The sequence below is a fragment of the Pseudomonas silensiensis genome, assembly GCF_050434865.1.
Classification (GTDB): Bacteria; Pseudomonadota; Gammaproteobacteria; order Pseudomonadales; family Pseudomonadaceae; genus Aquipseudomonas; species Aquipseudomonas fluorescens_W.
In genome coordinates, this window is the sequence record NZ_JBNDJH010000004.1 from 364,222 (window position 1) to 380,724 (window position 16,503).

Annotated in this window: 13 protein-coding genes; 8 read left to right on the forward strand and 5 right to left on the reverse strand. The window is 58.4% G+C overall.

Annotated features, from left to right (window positions below; all coding sequences use genetic code 11):
• Positions 1–65: 65 nt before the first annotated feature.
• The 3 genes from QF010_RS08260 to QF010_RS08270 all read right to left on the reverse strand — a co-directional run bounded on the left by QF010_RS08260 (position 66) and on the right by QF010_RS08270 (position 3,582).
• Positions 66–1,082 carry a GlxA family transcriptional regulator gene (locus tag QF010_RS08260; RefSeq protein WP_033055213.1) on the reverse strand — a complete coding sequence of 339 codons (1,017 nt, stop codon included), beginning with the start codon at positions 1,080–1,082 and terminating at the stop codon, positions 66–68.
• A gap of 266 nt (positions 1,083–1,348) precedes the next feature.
• A complete protein-coding gene (gene gabP, locus QF010_RS08265; RefSeq protein ID WP_429532855.1) occupies positions 1,349–2,728 on the reverse strand; it encodes a GABA permease in 1,380 nt (459 codons plus the stop codon).
• 71 nt (positions 2,729–2,799) lie between these two features.
• On the reverse strand, positions 2,800–3,582 hold the full coding sequence (locus QF010_RS08270; RefSeq protein WP_429532856.1) for a creatininase: 783 nt from the start codon (positions 3,580–3,582) through the stop codon (positions 2,800–2,802).
• Between the two features lie 417 nt (positions 3,583–3,999).
• Here QF010_RS08270 and QF010_RS08275 point away from each other — a divergent pair, with 417 nt between their 5' ends.
• From QF010_RS08275 to QF010_RS08290, 4 genes are read left to right on the forward strand one after another with little or no spacing between them, the layout of a single operon-like run.
• A complete protein-coding gene (locus QF010_RS08275; protein ID WP_429532857.1) occupies positions 4,000–5,127 on the forward strand; it encodes an extracellular solute-binding protein in 1,128 nt (375 codons plus the stop codon).
• Positions 5,128–5,150: 23 nt separating this feature from the next.
• A complete protein-coding gene (locus QF010_RS08280; protein ID WP_033054967.1) occupies positions 5,151–6,080 on the forward strand; it encodes an ABC transporter permease in 930 nt (309 codons plus the stop codon).
• Complete coding sequence (locus QF010_RS08285; RefSeq protein ID WP_429532858.1) at positions 6,077–6,874, forward strand: ABC transporter permease; 798 nt, start codon at positions 6,077–6,079, stop codon at positions 6,872–6,874. Before QF010_RS08280 ends, QF010_RS08285 begins: the two co-directional genes overlap by 4 nt.
• 32 nt (positions 6,875–6,906) lie before the next feature.
• Entirely contained in the window at positions 6,907–7,995 is a 1,089-nt protein-coding gene (locus QF010_RS08290) for an ABC transporter ATP-binding protein (RefSeq protein WP_429532859.1), read from the forward strand.
• Positions 7,996–8,065: 70 nt separating this feature from the next.
• On the opposite strand, the gene QF010_RS08295 is transcribed toward QF010_RS08290, so the two are convergent.
• Complete coding sequence (locus QF010_RS08295; RefSeq protein WP_008156370.1) at positions 8,066–8,983, reverse strand: LysR family transcriptional regulator; 918 nt, start codon at positions 8,981–8,983, stop codon at positions 8,066–8,068.
• A gap of 268 nt (positions 8,984–9,251) precedes the next feature.
• Between QF010_RS08295 and QF010_RS08300 the strand changes: the two genes are divergently transcribed.
• The 4 genes from QF010_RS08300 (at position 9,252) to pgm (ending at position 15,568) form a co-directional block, all read left to right on the forward strand.
• The gene (locus QF010_RS08300) at positions 9,252–10,274 is read left to right on the forward strand and encodes a zinc-dependent alcohol dehydrogenase family protein (protein ID WP_033054963.1); all 1,023 of its coding nucleotides are present in this window, start codon (positions 9,252–9,254) and stop codon (positions 10,272–10,274) included.
• A gap of 577 nt (positions 10,275–10,851) precedes the next feature.
• Positions 10,852–12,342, forward strand: coding sequence for a hypothetical protein (locus QF010_RS08305; RefSeq protein WP_429532860.1), 1,491 nt, complete (start codon positions 10,852–10,854; stop codon positions 12,340–12,342).
• A 67-nt stretch (positions 12,343–12,409) separates the two neighbouring features.
• On the forward strand, positions 12,410–13,810 hold the full coding sequence (locus tag QF010_RS08310; protein WP_429532861.1) for an aminotransferase-like domain-containing protein: 1,401 nt from the start codon (positions 12,410–12,412) through the stop codon (positions 13,808–13,810).
• Positions 13,811–13,921: 111 nt separating this feature from the next.
• Complete coding sequence (gene pgm, locus QF010_RS08315) at positions 13,922–15,568, forward strand: phosphoglucomutase (alpha-D-glucose-1,6-bisphosphate-dependent) (protein ID WP_008156361.1); 1,647 nt, start codon at positions 13,922–13,924, stop codon at positions 15,566–15,568.
• 62 nt (positions 15,569–15,630) lie between these two features.
• Here pgm and QF010_RS08320 read toward each other — a convergent pair whose 3' ends face one another.
• Positions 15,631–16,326, reverse strand: a complete 696-nt coding sequence (locus QF010_RS08320; protein WP_429532862.1) for a pirin family protein — start codon at positions 16,324–16,326, stop codon at positions 15,631–15,633.
• Between the last annotated feature and the right edge of the window lie 177 nt (positions 16,327–16,503).

Here is a 16,503-nt window from a genome sequence, read left to right on the forward strand (position 1 = left end):
ACTGTGGGGGCGGACCTGCTCGCGAAGAGGCCAGTGCAGCTAACATCAATGTTCAATGGCAGCACTCAATGCACCGCCGCCACTTGCTTGCGCTCACCAATGGGCGATATGCCGAAGAAACGGCTGTAGCACTTGGAGAAATGCGCCGGCGATACAAACCCGCAGGCGAGGGCGACGTCGCGTACCTGCGACTCGCTACGCAGCAGTAACTGACGAGCCCGTGAAAGGCGTAGCTCCAGGTAGTATTGGCTGGGCGTGCGCTGCAGGTGTTTGTGAAACAGCCGTTCCAGTTGCCGCACCGACACCTCATTCAACCGCGCGAGCTCCTCAAGACCCACCGGCTCTTCGAGGTTGGCCTCCATGATCGCCACCATCTGACTGAGCTTGGGTTGGGAGGTGCCGAGTTTTTGCCGCAACGGCACCCGCTGTTGCTCCTGCGCCCCCCGCACCCGATCACACAGCAACAGCTCGGCCGCATGGGCTGCGATGTCCCGACCACCGGGTTCGCGGGCAATCAATTGCAGCGTCATGTCCATGGACGCCACGCCACCGGAGCAGGTGTAGCGGTCCCGATCCAGCTCGAACAGCTGGTTGGAAATGATGATCCCCGGGAAACGCTCCTTCAGCGCTTCGATGTCTTCCCAGTGAATCGTGCAGCGATAGCCTTTGAGCAAATCGGCACGTGCCAACAAATGACTGCCCGTGCAAATCCCGCCCAGCGGCACCTGATCATGTGCCAGCTTGCGTAGCCAATTGAGCAACGGTCGGCTGCTGTGGTTGGAAACGATCGGGTTGGAGCCGACGACGAACAGAATGTCGAGCTTGGGTGCGTCGTTGATGGTGTAGTCGGGCAGTATGCGCATGCCATTGCTGGCGGTGACCGGCTCCAGGCTGGCGGCGATGATCACCGTGCGGAACATCGGTTTGCGTGCTGCCATATTGGCCATGCGCAAGGTTTCCACGGCGGAGGCGAAGCCGATGGTGGTGAAGTTGGGGATGACCAGAAAACCCACGGTTTTTACCGGTCGTTGTTCATTAGCCGAACGTCCGGCAGCGGTTTTCGCCACTTGGAGTTTCGCCATCATTACCGCTCCTCAACTGCAAAAGTGACGTGCTCTTCGGCAAGCCGCCGACTCGGCAACATCATCTCGTTTTTATGGTTGTTAACCCTGCTTGCGGGTAGGCGGATATTACACCGTGTCCCGGATCATTAGGCCTGTCGGGGAGGAAGAAGGAGGGGAAGAAGGGTAAAAAAAACCGGCCCGCTCATCGTGGGAAGCGGGCCGGAAAGAGGTGAACGGTTAATCGTTGGCGCGGACTGTAAATGATGCGTCGAGGATTGAGGTGTTCACGCCAGTTCGGCTGTGCGCACGGTGCCCTTCCTGGCGTTGAAAATGGCACTCATACAGACAATGGACAGCGTGAGCGCACCTGTGGCAATCACCTCCATGCGGTGCTCGGGCAGAATCAGCATGACAATCAAAATGCTCAAGATGCAGAAGATAACCAGGTAGCTGAGCCAAGGGTAAAACCACATCTTGAAGACGATCGGCTGCCCTGAAGCATTCATCTTTTTACGAAGTACCAATTGAGAAACAGCAATGGCCAGGTAGACCAGCAGTGCGACAGCGCCCGAGCTGGCCAAGAGGAAGGAGAACACTTCGTCAGGGGCAAAATAATTCAGTGCCGTGGTCAGGAAGCCAACCGCTGTACTGGCCAGCACGGCAATGTAGGGCACCCCTGAAGATGAGGTCTTTTCCAGGATTCGGGGGCCATCTCCGCGCTTGCTCAGTGAAAAGACCATGCGAGACGCCGTATAAATGGCTGAGTTAAGGCAACTGGCGACAGCGATCAGGACGACGATATCTACAATCATTTTCGCGTGTGGAATGTTCATCAACTCAAGCGCTCTCTGATAAGAGCCGACTTGCATCAGCATCGGGTCGTTCCAGGGCACGATGGAGATGATGAGGAACACCGAGACGATGTAGAAAATCCCCATGCGCCAGACAACAGAGTTGGTCGCGCGGGTGATCTGTTTGGAGGGGTTGCGCGATTCTGCCGCTGCGATGGTGACGATTTCCGTGCCCATGAAGCTGAACACTGTGGTGAGCATCGCACCGATAACAGCGGTCATGCCATTGGGCATGAAACCACCAAACTCTTTACTCAACTGGACGACACCACTGACGCTCGTATCAGGTAAAGCACCGGCCAGGGCAAGTGCGCCAAGCGCGATAAAGCCCAGTACAGCAATGACTTTGAGCATGGCGAACCAGAATTCGAACTCCCCGTAACGAGCGACACTGAACAGGTTGGTCAATGTCAGCAGACCGGTTACGGCAATCGCGAATTCCCAGGTGGGTATCGAGGGAAACCAGGCGTGCAAAATCGCAGCAGCGGCAATGGCTTCGATGGGAATGACCAGCACCCAGAACCACCAGTACAGCCAGCCAATGGTAAAACCGGCGGTACGTCCCATCGCCCGCTCGGCATAGGTCGAAAATGAGCCTGTATCAGGCGATGCGACGGCCATTTCTCCCAGCATGCGCATGACCAGCACCACCAGGGTGCCGGAAAAAATGTACGCCAGAATGGCGGCCGGTCCCGCAGACGCGATGGCGTGTCCCGAGCCGATGAACAGGCCGGCACCGATGGCACCGGCAATGGACAACATGGTGACGTGACGTTGTTTGAGGCCTGGGGCCAGAGTTGAGCTGCTGGACATGAGACTTACCCTTTTTATTATGCTTTGGAGGGTTAACGGCGGGTTGTTGTTTTGGCGCGTCCTTGTGCTCGTTATGTCTCTAAATCGAAAGCCTCTCGTACGGCGGCACTGATGCCTGAGACACACACTTCAAGAATCAACTCGCCTTTCTCGCGACTGGAACCTTTAGGGGATGACAGTGTTCCGCAGGCCGGAGTGCGCGCCGGGATGATGGGGAAGACGTCGTAAGGCGGGAAAGTCGCTGGCGGGTGATCGACGGCGCGACTCAGGTCGACCTTGTCGGGGTGAAGCGCCAGCATCAGGGACGTTTCGAAAATGCCGCCATGTTCGATGTCCCATCCGAGGAATCCATCGGGGTACAGCTTTTCGATGACGCCCGGATCGTTGACGAAGTCCCAATAGGACAGCACCACGACTTTGAAGTCATTGATGCCGCCGTAACGAAGTTCCCGCAGCGCAAGGTCAATGCCCTCGACAATGAACATCGAGTTTTCATAGTGACCGTTCATCATCACCAGTTTGCGTGCGCCGTGGCGCGCCAGTTCTCTGATGATGTCCTGCACGGTATGGGTCAGCGTGGCGCCATCGAGACTGGTCGTTCCGGGAAAGTGGTTGCCGCCTCCTGATTTCTGCTGGGACTTGTAGCCATAGGCGAGTGCAGGCAGAACCAGGCCGCTGACATTTTGCGCGACCGCCTTGCATATCGCAGTCGGCAGCAGAACATCGACCTCCATGCACATGTGATGGCCATGCTGTTCGAGTGCGCCTACTGGCAGAAAGATCGGGCAGCCGGTAGCGACCTTCTCGGCATACTCCGGCCACGTGAGCTCTCCAATAACCACGCTGTTGTTCATCTACACACCCTCTGAAAGTGATTGACCGCTGGGTGACTGCTCACCGTTGGATGGGGGGCGTTTGCCTGGTGTCTGACCAGCCCTTTCGGATGGCAGAAATCACAGGTGGCGCGTAGAACAATTCGATCAGAGGGGGAGAGCGCCGATTTGTCTAAATCCGACCCGTAATTGACAAAACACCCTGTGGTTTGACGTTTCTGTCCGGTTATCGGACCGGCATTCGCCGCAATCGGGTAAGAAGGCGTCGGGGTCGGATCTGACAAAGTCCGGGTCGGGCGCGTACAAAAATGGGTGATGGCGATCTGCTGCAATGCATCCAGCCAGCCATTGATGCTTGGGGGTTGGCAGCGGCAGCAGGAGGCAAGGCAAAAGGATGAAACGGACAGACGCACTTTCCATCACCCGGGAGAGACAACAATGACAAATCGCATCGACCTTTCACGCCGTACATTTCTCAAGACCACCAGCATCCTGGCAGGCACGGCAGCGCTTTCCGGTTTCCTGCCCTTGAGAAGCTTTGCAGCTGCGGAAAAAGAACTGGTCATCCTGGCATGGGCCGGACACGCCGAGCCGGACATCGTCGCCGATTTCGAACGCCAATACCGGGTCAAGGTCCGGGCCAAGTACTACACCGGTGGGGACAACATGCTGGGGCTGATCGCGCAATCCCCGCCCGGCACCTTCGATCTGATCCTGTCCGACGCCGAATATGTTCAGCAACTCAACGCCGCCGAATACATCGAACAACTCGACCCCGCGGACTACCCGTTTGACGACTTCTACCCGCAATTCCAGCATTTCCCCGGTCACTGGCAGGGTGACAAGCTCTATTCGGTGCTGATTCGCTTTGGATTTCTGGGCATCGCCTACAACACCCAGCTTGTTCCCGAAGCCAAAGTTCGCAGCTATGACGTGTTCTGGGACCCAAGCCTCAAGGGCAAGGTCGGGCATTTCGACTGGCACCTGCCGAACCTTGGGCAGGTCAGTCTGTTGAGTGGCAACGCGCGTCCTTACGACATCGACGCGGCGCACTGGCAAACCGTCCAGCAGAAAATGATGAGCCTGCGCCCGCAGATTGGGGGGTTCTTCGATTATGGCGGAACCTTTTCTTCGCTGAAAAACGGTCAGATCCATGCCATGTGCGGCATCGGCGACTGGATAACCGGTGTCTTGCAGCGCGCCGGTGCACCGGTAAAAACCGTGCTGCCACAGGAGGGCGGTTTGCAATGGACGGAGTCTTACTGCATCGCCAGGAAGGCGCATAGCCCGGACCTGGCGAAGAAGTTCATCCAATACATCACCTCACCGCAAGGCCAGGTCAAGTCGGCGAAGATGGCCGCCTATCCCGCGCTCATCCCCAGCAAAAAAGGCTGGGAGTTGCTGAACCAGACCGATCCCGCCGAAGCAAAGCGCCAAGGCATGGTGCTCGGTCAGCGCAACGTCATGGATGACATCCGCGATGGCCGCATCAAGTACCGCGAGCTCCCGATCCAGCAGAGCCTGGAGGAGTGGAACGACTTCTGGTCGCAATACAAGGGTGCTTGACGAGACGCGTGGAGGTGATCGCAATGCTGTCAGACAAATTAAAGATTTCGCCGCCGGTGCTCACCGATAACGCTGTTGCCGAGAGGTCGATGCGTCAGCGCGCTGGCAAGAAGGTTTTCCGCATGCCCTGGTACGGCCTCAGTTTCTCGATGCCGATCCTGATCTGGCAGTTGATCTTCTTTTTATTCCCGCTGGCATTTTTGGTGGCGATCAGCTTCTGGGTGGTGCGCAATTTTCGAATGGTGCCGACATTCGAATGGCTGAATTGGAGCTACATGCTCAGCCGCGGCTTCTTTTGGGACGCCTACGTGCATACCCTGGCAATGGCGGCGGGCGCCACCGTGCTGGTCAGCCTGGTGGCATTTCCCTGTGCCTACGCGATTGCCTTCAAGTTCCGCGAGTCGACAAAGCAGTTGCTGGTGTTGCTGCTGATCACGCCGTTCTTCACCAGTTACCTGGTGCGAACCTATTCGTGGCAGGTGTTCCTTAGCGATAACGGCATTTTCAACGCCGCGCTTGGCCTGATCGGACTGGAGCCGTTTGCGATGCTGAACACCACGTTCGGCACCTACGTCGGCTACTTTACGCTGTGCCTGCCACTGGTGGTGTTGCTGCAACTGTTCAGCCTGATGTACATCGATCGCTCGTTGATCGAGGCTGCGCACAACCTCGGCTGCGCAAGGCTGCGAACAGTGTGGCTGGTGGTGATTCCGTCGGCGCGAATCGGCATTGTCGTTGCGGCACTGTTCTGCTTCATCCTGACCTTCGGTGACTTCGTGAGCCCGCTCTACCTGGGCGGGGGGCAGCCGCCGACCTTGAGCACGCTGATCACTGACACCACCAAGTCCGGTCAACAGTGGCCGCGCGCCGCGGTGATCGCCACGATGATGATCGTAACGCTGCTCATCGCGGCTTTTGGCGCGGTTCGATTCGCTTACCGGAGGCGCGCATGAACGAGCATCGCTTGATTAACTTCCTGCTGCGCTGCTTTGTCGTGCTGGTGTTCATGTTCATCTTCACGCCCATTGCCGGCAGCTTCGTGTTCTCGTTCAACATCGACCGTTTCCCGTCCTTGCCCCTGGGTGGATTCAGCCTGCACTGGTACGAAGCCATCGCCGCCGACCCGGCAGTCTGGCAGGCATTCAAGAACAGTCTCACGGTGGGTGTGGTCGTTTCGCTGGTCTCGACTCTGCTTGGCTTCACCGCGGCCTACACCGACTTTCGCTACCAGTTCTTCGGCAAGTCGATGTACATGGCGCTCGCGATGCTGCCGCCCACTATCCCAGTGGTGATCATGGGGTTGGCGATGCTGGCTTTTCTGTCGCGAGTCGGACTTTCCGGAGAGATCTATGCGGTGATGATCAGCCACATCGTGATGTGCGCGCCTTTCGCGATGGCGGTGATCAGGATGCGTCTGGCGCAGATGGACCCCAACATTGAGGCCGCGGCCTGGAACCTGGGCGCCAGTCAGTGGAAAGCCATGCGGTATGTGATCCTGCCATTCACCGCGCCAAGCCTGTTCGCCGCGCTGTTTGTGACCATGGCCGTGTCCTTCGATGAATTCGCCGTCGCCTGGTTCGTGTCGGGGCTTAACGAGACGGTGCCCGTGCGCGTCCTCAACACGTTGCAAGGGCAAGTGAGCCCGACCATCAACGCGATCGGCACGATCGTCTTTGTAACGACCATGACCCTGGTGATCCTCGCGCAACTCCTATTGATGCGGCGGCGCAAGCCTGCGAGCGCCTGATACCACCCTGACAATCTTCCGAGGATGAAGCCATGACTCAACCGCTGGTGGTTTTCGACAACGTGGTCAAGCATTTCGGCAGCTACCAGGCCGTTGAGCGTATGAACCTGGAAATTTACAAAGGCGAGTTCGTCGCGATCATGGGGTCGAGTGGCTGCGGCAAGACTACAACGCTGCGCATGCTGGCGGGCCTCGATAAACCTAGCGAGGGCGAAATTCGACTCAACGGTGAACGTATCAACGACCTCTGCTCCTGGGAGCGGGAAACGCCGCTGGTCTGGCAAAACCTGGCGTTGTTCCCGTTTCTCAACGTGCTCGAGAATGTCGAGTTCGGTTTGCGAATGAGGGGCATGGCCAAGGCTGAGCGCCGCAAGAAAGCGCTGCTCTGGCTTGAGCGGCTTGGACTGCAGGACTTCGCCACTCGCGATATCAGCCTGCTCTCCGGTGGTCAGCGCCAACGCGTGGCGCTCGCTCGTTCGCTGGTCACCGAACCACCGATCCTGCTACTGGATGAGCCGCTGAGCGCGCTCGATGCGCATTTGAGCGTACGCATGCAAGGCGTGCTGACCGGGCTGCAGAAAGACCTTGGCATCACCTTCGTCTACGTCACCCACAGTCAGTCCGAAGCGTTTGCGATGGCCGATCGCGTGGTGATCATGAGTCAGGGCCGGGTTGAACAGATAGGTTCGCCCCAGGAGGTTTTCCTGGAACCACACAACCGCTTCGTCGCCGAATTCATTGGCGGTAAAAACATTCTGTACGGCACGGTCGTCGGCTTCGATCATGGGGGATTGGTCCGTCTCGATTCGAACCAAGGCGGATTCCTGGCACGGCTGCCGGAGGGGAAGTCGGTCGCCCCCGGCGAGCGTGTCGCTGTTTGCATCAGCGCCGAGCACATCGACCTGACCGCGCAACCTGTGCGGCGCAACCGGCTGGCCTGCACCGTGGTCGGTGAAGAATTCATCGGCTCGATGGTAAACATTTACCTCGAAGCCAGCGGCGGGCTCGAGCTGCAAGTGCAGAAACCGCATGCCGATTACAGCCTGCTTAATATGCACTGTGGCCAGGAAATCTTCGCTGAGTGGGACGATGCACATGCGCTGATTCTGCGCGGCGACTGAGGATCGGTCACCCGGCTGTCGCCAGTCGGGCATGCGGATGCAGGGCTCGCGAGGACATTCGGATGGCCCTTTATGCCAGGCTATCCGGATCACCAAAGAACATCTGAATCCGCGACCTTAACCAACGCTCACCCGGATCATTATCCTGCGACCCGCGCCAGGCCATGTGCAATTCAAAACTGCGCACCGGCAACGGCGGATCTTCAGCCCTTACACCGCCAGCCGCCGTCAACGCTTCAGCCGTGTAATCCGGCACGGTCGCGACAATATCGGTGCCGCTGATGAGTGTGCTGAGTCCGTTGAATTGCGGCACCGCGAGCACCACATGTCGTTTGCGTCCGAGCTTTTCCAGTTCTTCATCTATAAAGCCGCTCAGGTCGCCGGCGAACGACACCAGCGCATGAGGCCGAGCGCAGAAATCATCCAGGCTCAACGGCCCCGGCACCGTGTCGGCCCGCAATAGCTTTGGCATGCTGCGGCGCAGTACTTTGCGCTTGGCGTTGGCCGGCAGGTCGGCGGTGTAGCTGACGCCGATGGAAATTTCGCCCGAGGCCAGCAGGCTCGGCATCAGGATGTAGTTGGCCCGACGCACCACCAGCACGATCCCCGGTGATTCGGCGCGCAGGCGCTTGAGCAACATCGGCAGCAACGCGAACTCGACATCGTCCGACAGACCGATGCGAAACACCGCGGTGCTGGTGGCCGGGTCGAACTCTGCCGCACGGCTGACCGCGGTGGAAATAGAATCCAGCGCAGGAGAGAGCAGGGCGAAGATTTCCACCGCCCGGGCGGACGGTTCCATGCTGCGACCGGTACGCACGAACAACGGATCATCGAACAGCCCGCGCAGGCGCGAGAGTGCCGCACTGATGGCTGGCTGGCCGAGGAACAATTTCTCCGCAGCGCGGGTCACACTGCGTTCGTGCATCAATGTTTCGAAAACGATCAACAGGTTCAGGTCGACACGACGCAGGTCATTACGATTCATCTGGAGTCCTGGCAGAGTCATCAAGCTTGACGAGAGCGGCCATATGAGAACAATGGCCGGCATGAATATTACGGGGAAAGGCTGCTACTCTGCACCGAGTAATTCAGTTTTTCCTGAAAGGGCGCTTCGGTTTTCACGACATTTGCGAATGTCACCGTCGCTGCGGAATCAATGACAGGCATGTCGACTATTAATAGCCACTGATAGTCTTGGGTAGAAAGCCCAGATAGAGTTCATGGCATTAGAGGTTTCTTTGACGAGGTTTGCGATGTCCCGCACGATCCGTTTTCACAAGTTTGGTCCAGCCGAGGTGCTCAAATGCGAAGAGCATGCGGCCGCTCTCCCTGCGCCGGGCGAAGTGCAGGTGCGTGTCGAGGCGATTGGCATCAGCTGGTACGACATTCTCTGGCGCCAGAACCTGGCCTCATCCCACGCTCGTCTGCCTTCAGGCCTTGGCCATGAAATGTCCGGCGTCGTGACGGCGGTCGGCGAAGGCGTCGATGATCTGGCAGTCGGCGACAAGGTCGCCAGCTTCCCGGCTGAAAGCCCCAACGATTATCCGGTCTACGGCGAGCAGATCGTTCTGCCGCGCTCGGCACTGACCCGTTACCCGGACGTGCTCAGCCCGATCGAAGCCAGCGTGCATTACACGCCGTTGTTGATTGCTTACTTCGCTTATGCCGATCTGGCACGGGTCAAGCCTGGGCAGTTCGCCTTGGTCACCGACGCCAGTCACTGTGCAGGTCCGTCCTTTGTACAGCTGGGTAAGGCCTTGGGTGTACGGGTGATTGCCGCCACCAAGACAGCTGACGAACGTGAATACCTGCTGTCGCTGGGTGCCGAGAAAGTCATCGTCACCGAGGAAGAAGATCTGCTGATGCGGATCAACAAGATCACTGACAATCGCGGCGTAGACGTCGTGTTCGACGGTCTCGGCGGTCCACAGATGTCGTTGCTTGGCGATGTGCTTGCACCTCGCGGCAGCCTCGTGCTGTACGGCCTGCAAGGTGGCAACCAGACGCCATTCCCGGCCTGCGCAGCGTTCCAGAAGAACATCCAGTTCTTTGTGCATTGCATCGGCAACTTTACCGGCAAGCCTGAACTGGGCATCATCCAGGACCAGGTCGCACTGCAACGCGCCTTGCGCGACATCAACCAGATGACTGCCGACCGCGTGCTGCTGCCGCTCAAGACTCGGGTCTTCCCGTTTTCCGAGTTTGTCGAAGCACACCGCTACATGGACGAATGCCCATGCCGCGAACGGGTCGCCCTCCAGGTCGAACCTGCATAAACCCTTCATGTAACCCCCTCTGCAAGAGTCCGTGCCCCCACGGACTCTTCTGTTTTCAGCACCTGCCAAAATGAGACGTCCCATTGCCCCGTCAATGGGTCAGTTCAGCAACTGAACTGGTTTTTGCTCTCGATCTGTATCTTCTAATCATCATATAAGCCTTGATAATTGAATGATTACTTTCATCTCAAGGAATGAGTCATGGCTGGGTATCGGCTTGATACTTTTCAATACACACTGTTAATACATATCCGACCAATAGTTCGTCGTTGCGCAGTTACCAAAAAAACATGGGTGACTTCTTTCTCTATTTCTTGTGCTAATTGTCTGTGGGACGCTGTCGGACATTTCCTAGGACGTCGCTCGCAACCGCAAGAGGCCGGTTCTACAGGGGTTGGCGACCATCTGTCTCTGGCGGGAGCAGGGGAGACTTCCAGTTATTTCAAATAATTACTAAAGGCTTAAGTGCTAGCATTTGGCAATAGCGTCCAGTACTTCAATCGTGGCAAGCAACCCATTGCGCAATGCGTGTCGTTGTTGGCGCGATATCGAACTTACAAGCATCAGGTAAATAAAGATGACCAATATCCATGACCAAGCAATGAACTATGTCTATCAGCAAGTGCTGCAGCGATTGCTGAGTTTCTTCTCGCGTGCCGAGCGCACGGCATTGCAACTGATGATTCAGCGACTGGTGGTGGCCGCCGGGGGCATGGAGCGTATTGGCGAGTACAAGGTCTTGGCGATTCAGTCCGGGTCCCGTGACAGTTGTTACACCCTGGCGCTGCTGCGCGCTGCCCAGCTGAGTATCGCCGGCCGGGCGCCAGCGACATTCCAGTTGCGGGTGGCATCCTTGCGTTTGAACGACGCAACCCCGACGGCCCTGGAAAACATTCATCGCAGCTACAGCGCCTTGTTCCTCTACGACGATCCTCGGGTCGAAGTGTTGATGGTTGATAACCGGGAAGTCCTGCCGTTCAGCCACCTGACGCCGATTTCCGAAGGCGGCCGTGAGTCGAATCGGCTCAATCTTTTGATGGTGGGTCATCGTCGCGCTTGGAGCGGGCCGCTTGATCTGTGGGACGACGGCTATCTGGCCACCGGCGAGTTCTATGGGCAAATAGCGCGTTGGGACAGCGGTGTCGATGCATTGATCAGCAGCGACTCACCTCGTCAGCAGAAGCAGTTTCTCGACGGCTTGAAACGTGCTGCCTCCAAGGCCGGGCTTAAGACCTCGAATCACCACGAAACCGGCTATGAGCAGCTTTTCGCGCTGCTCGATGAGCTGGGCAGCGACTGCTACCGCGCTTTTTATGCGGAGCATGACCAGGTGGCGTGGCGTCCGGCCGAACGATTTGAGGCCTGTCGTCGCGCCACGTACATCGACATTCACGACATGCTGGTCAGCAACCTGGAAGAGCGTTGGCCGCTGCTCACGGAGTTTCTCGGTTTTCAACCTGACGAACTGGCGGCTCAGCTCAGCGACAACGAGTACGTCAGCCTTTCTATCTCTGCACACATGCAGGGTTTGCAGTCGTGCTTCGTGCACGGCCGCGGCTACGAGACGGGTGTCGCCGAATACCTGCAACGGGCATTGGTGATGATGCGGCGCAAACAACTGGCGGAACGGTTGTGCGAACAGGCGGTAGAGGCGTTCGGCAATCCGGCAACGTGGGCCGAGCAGCGCGTTCTGGCAGCGGCTGAGGCTCAAAAAAAACTTGGCCTGAGCGAAGCTCAACTGGTGTGCCTGCTCTTTTCACCTTTCGTCGAGAATGGCGCGGCGCTTGAGCGTTTTCTGCGCCAGTGTCACCCCGGCATGCTCGTGGCGATGCCTGATCTGCACCGGGCAATGCAGGGCAATCCGGTGCCGGAGCAGGTCCTGCAATGGATGACTGACGTCAGCGGATTGCCTGTCAGCTTGATCGGCACGCTTTACCGCATGGGCCCGGTGTCTGCGGATGAGGGCAGGGCAGGCGCCCCGGAACTCGGCGGCGTGGGTTTGCAAGCCGAAGCAGGCGACTATGACGACGACACGGCGGTGGCGGATGACTGGTCAGCGGGGCGCTGAAAGTGCGTGGTTTGACAGATTTCTTGACGATGCGTGATGACGTTTACATGGCATTCGGCCCTCGACCATGAAAGGGCCACGAGAAACTGACTTCGCGTATCAGGCTGTGTACCGATATCTGACCAACTTGATCAACGAACCGGTCAGTGACACACGAGTCCGTCTGCCTTCGTTGCGACAGTTGGCGGAGCGTCTGAGCGTGTCGATCTCGACCATTCAGTACGCTTATTCGCTTCTGGAGAAGGAAGGGCGCGTTTATTCGGTGGCCAAGTCCGGCTATTACGCGTTACCGGTGTCCTCCATCAGCACGCTCAGCAGTGGCAACGACCTGCTCGAAACCGTTTATGTCAACGCCAGACGCCCCGGAATGCTGGTCTTGAGCGCCGATGAACCGGCGTTGTTGCAACCCCTCGACAGTCCGTTGTTACTGCTGGAGCGAGAACTGCTGCGCCAGTATCCGCGTCAGCCGCAACCGGCATCGCAACCTTGCGGCGAACCGGAGTTGCGCATTGCCCTGGCAGCGCGCTACACCACTTCGCCGCTGCGCTGCTGGCATGCCGACGATGTCTATATTGGCGCCGACCTGCGTGGCGTGCTGGAAATACTGATCGCGGTGTTGAATCTCAAGGACGCCACGGTGTTGGTCGAGTCGCCGTGCGACTGGGCGATTCTGCGGTTGCTCCAGGCGGCGCAGGTGCGAGTGATCGAGCTGGCGGTGCAATCCAGCGGTGGCCTGGACGTCGAATGGCTCAAGGAGCTGCTGGAGACCGAGCCGGTGCGGCTGGTGATGGTGTCATCCGGGCTGAACATGCCGCGAGGCAGCCTGGCACCCGACGACAACCGACAAGTCGTCGCGCAGTTGCTGGAGCGACATGGCAGCTGGGTGTTGGAAAACGACTGCTACGGCGAACTCGGATTCGAACCGGACAACCAGCGATTTCGGGACTTGCTGGACCCCGATCGGCTGATCGTGTTTTCCACCTTCGAGAAAATCATCGGGCCGGAAGCGCCATATGGCTATCTGCTGTCGCGGCATTTCAGTGCTGAGCTGCAACGGTACTTTCTGCTGCGGTCTTTCCGCTTGTCTCCGATTCGCCAGAAAGCTATCGCTCGCTTGTACGGCAACGGACGTGTCGATCAGCACCTTCAGGTATTACGGCGGATGCTCAAGGACCGCAAGGTGCAGATGACGCAGTTGTTGCAGGAGCGTCTGGGCGATGCCTTGCACTTTGTCGAACCTCAGGGCGGTGCAACCATCTGGGTTCGTTCGCTGCGCCAGGTCGATGTCCGTCGGGTGTTCCAGCGCCTGCTCAAGCACCAGGTGGTGATCGCACCGGGAGAATTGTTCAGTCTCCAGGGCTTGCATGCGCAACACCTGCGCCTGAGTCATACCTTCGGCGGCGATCACGACCTTGGCGCGGCAATGGGCTGGTTAGGGGACGCCTTGCGTCTGGAGTCGATCGATTGAACGGGGCCGTATACCCTGCGTGACACTCATGGATCGATCCCATCGCGTTGCGGTCGAACTGCCAGTAAACTGCGTTCCTATTCCTGAACCACTCGACTTCAGAGGTTTTGCATGACACTCAGTCCTTTTGCGGGCAAACCGGCACCGGTAGAACTGTTGGTCGACATCCCGCGACTGGTGACGGCCTATTACACCGGCCAACCCGATGCCGCCATTTCGACCCAGCGCGTAGCTTTTGGCACGTCCGGGCACCGAGGCAGCTCGTTCGACTTGAGTTTCAACGAATGGCACGTCCTGGCGATCAGCCAGGCGATCTGCCTGTACCGCGAAGCCCAGGGCATCGACGGCCCGCTGTTCGTCGGCATCGACACCCACGCGCTGTCCACCCCGGCCGGCGCCAGTGCCCTTGAAGTGCTGGCCGCCAACGGCGTGACGGTTATGATCGCCGAAGGTGACGAATACACCCCGACACCGGCCATTTCCCACGCCATTCTTTGCTACAACCGCGGACGCACGTCGGGCCTGGCGGACGGCATCGTCATCACGCCGTCCCACAATCCGCCGCAAAGCGGTGGCTACAAATACAACCCTACCAACGGTGGCCCAGCCGATACCCACATCACCAAGTGGATCGAAGCCAAGGCCAACGAACTGCTGAGCAACAAGCTCGCCGGTGTCAAACGCATCAGCTACGAGCAGGCGCTGAAGGCCAGCACGACCCATCGTCACGATTACCTCAATACTTACGTCGCCGACCTGATCAACGTGATCGACTTCGACGCCATCCGTGATGCCAAGCTGCGTCTGGGTGTCGATCCGCTGGGCGGCGCCGGGGTGCGCTACTGGTCGGCGATTGCCGAGCATTACCGTCTGGATCTGGAAGTGGTCAATAAACAGGTCGATCCGACCTTCCGCTTCATGACGGTCGACTGGGATGGTCAGATCCGCATGGACCCATCGTCCACTCACGCCATGCAGGGCCTTATCGGTCTGAAAGAGCGTTTCGACGTAGCATTCGCGTGCGACCCGGACCACGACCGTCATGGCATCGTGACCCCGTCCGGTGGTTTGCTCGCGCCGAACAACTACCTCGCGGTCACGATCGATTACCTGTTCCAGAACCGTCCGCAATGGCGCGCCGATGCGGCCGTGGGCAAAACCGTGGTCAGCAGCGGCTTGATCGATCGCGTGGCAAAACGTCTGGGGCGTCGCCTGTACGAAGTGCCGGTCGGCTTCAAGTGGTTTGCTGACGGCCTGTTCGACGGCTCTCTGGGCTTTGGCGGCGAAGAAAGTGCCGGTGCTTCGTTCCTGCGCAAGGATGGCAGCGTCTGGTGCACCGACAAGGACGGCTTGATCCCGGCACTGCTGGCGGCAGAAATGACCGCCCGCACCGGCCGCGACCCAAGCCAGGCCTATCGCGCCTTGACCGATGAACTGGGCGAACCGTTCTCGGTGCGCGTCGATGCCAAGGCCAATCCCGAGCAGAAAGCACTGCTGAGCAAGTTGTCGCCGGATCAGGTCACCTCGACCCAACTGGCGGGCGAAGCGATCCAGAGCATCCTCAGTCACGCACCGGGTAACGACCAGGCGATCGGCGGTCTGAAAGTCATGACCGAGAACGGCTGGTTCGCGGCGCGTCCGTCGGGCACCGAAGACATTTACAAGATCTACGCTGAAAGCTTCGTCAGTGACGAACACCTCAAGCAATTGGTGGCAGAAGCGCAAACACTGGTGGACGGCGCGATCTCTGCGAAGTAATCCAGAATGTAAAAAGGGGCGACCATGACGGTCGCCCCTTTTTTTGCCCCGCGTTTACCCGATCAAGCCAGGTCCACCAGGACGATTTCACTGTCCTCGATCGCAGTCACCCGCAACACCTGCTCATCGGCAACTGCAATACCGTCTCGAGCTTGTGCGCGCAAGCCATTGACTTCAATGATACCGGTGGCCGGTACCAGATAGGCGCGACGGCCATTGTCCAGGTGATACTCGGCAGATTCACCAGCCTTCAGGTTTGCAGCCACCAATCGCGCATCGGCTCGAATCCGCAGGCTTTGATCGTCGCCAGCCTTGCCGCTTGCCAGTGTCACGAAACCTTCGCGCTGGCCTTTGGGGAAGGGCTTGGCGCCCCAGGACGGTGCCAAACCGGTTTCGTTCGGGATGATCCAGATCTGGAAGATCTTGGTTTCGGTCGCTTCCAGGTTGTATTCACTGTGGGCGATCCCGGTGCCGGCGCTCATGACCTGAACGTCGCCCGCTTCGGTACGACCCTTGTTGCCCAGGTTGTCTTCGTGAGTGATTGCGCCTTCACGGACATAAGTGATGATTTCCATGTCCCGGTGCGGGTGTTTCGGGAACCCGGTGCCAGAGGCAATCACGTCGTCGTTCCACACCCGCAGGTTGCCCCAGTTCATGCGTTTTGGGTCATGGTATTCGGCGAACGAAAAGTGGTGGTGAGCATCCAACCAGCCATGGTTGGCGCCGCCCAGGGATTTGAAGGGTCTGAGTTCAAGCATGATCGTCTCCTGAAAAGGTTCGTCATGGGGCAGAGCGCCTGAGCCACGAAACGCGAACCGGTGGTTGATGGCGAGCATCATCTATCAGGAACTGATCGATAAAAAGCGTAAAAAATGCCTCAATACAATCGAATAATTTGATATCAAATGACCTCGAAAGATTCTCACCCAACCTTC

Excerpts from the sequence above, each read along its gene's own strand:
- QF010_RS08270 (WP_429532856.1), bottom strand. The coding sequence starts at position 3,582 with ATGAACAACAGCGTGGTTATTGGAGAGCTCACGTGGCCGGAGTATGCC.
- QF010_RS08275 (WP_429532857.1), top strand. The coding sequence starts at position 4,000 with ATGACAAATCGCATCGACCTTTCACGCCGTACATTTCTCAAGACCACC.
- QF010_RS08290 (WP_429532859.1), top strand. The coding sequence starts at position 6,907 with ATGACTCAACCGCTGGTGGTTTTCGACAACGTGGTCAAGCATTTCGGC.
- QF010_RS08280 (WP_033054967.1), top strand. The coding sequence starts at position 5,151 with ATGCTGTCAGACAAATTAAAGATTTCGCCGCCGGTGCTCACCGATAAC.
- QF010_RS08295 (WP_008156370.1), bottom strand. The coding sequence starts at position 8,983 with ATGAATCGTAATGACCTGCGTCGTGTCGACCTGAACCTGTTGATCGTT.
- QF010_RS08305 (WP_429532860.1), top strand. The coding sequence starts at position 10,852 with ATGACCAATATCCATGACCAAGCAATGAACTATGTCTATCAGCAAGTG.
- pgm (WP_008156361.1), top strand. The coding sequence starts at position 13,922 with ATGACACTCAGTCCTTTTGCGGGCAAACCGGCACCGGTAGAACTGTTG.
- QF010_RS08260 (WP_033055213.1), bottom strand. The coding sequence starts at position 1,082 with ATGGCGAAACTCCAAGTGGCGAAAACCGCTGCCGGACGTTCGGCTAAT.
- QF010_RS08300 (WP_033054963.1), top strand. The coding sequence starts at position 9,252 with ATGTCCCGCACGATCCGTTTTCACAAGTTTGGTCCAGCCGAGGTGCTC.
- gabP (WP_429532855.1), bottom strand. The coding sequence starts at position 2,728 with ATGTCCAGCAGCTCAACTCTGGCCCCAGGCCTCAAACAACGTCACGTC.
- QF010_RS08310 (WP_429532861.1), top strand. The coding sequence starts at position 12,410 with ATGAAAGGGCCACGAGAAACTGACTTCGCGTATCAGGCTGTGTACCGA.
- QF010_RS08320 (WP_429532862.1), bottom strand. The coding sequence starts at position 16,326 with ATGCTTGAACTCAGACCCTTCAAATCCCTGGGCGGCGCCAACCATGGC.
- QF010_RS08285 (WP_429532858.1), top strand. The coding sequence starts at position 6,077 with ATGAACGAGCATCGCTTGATTAACTTCCTGCTGCGCTGCTTTGTCGTG.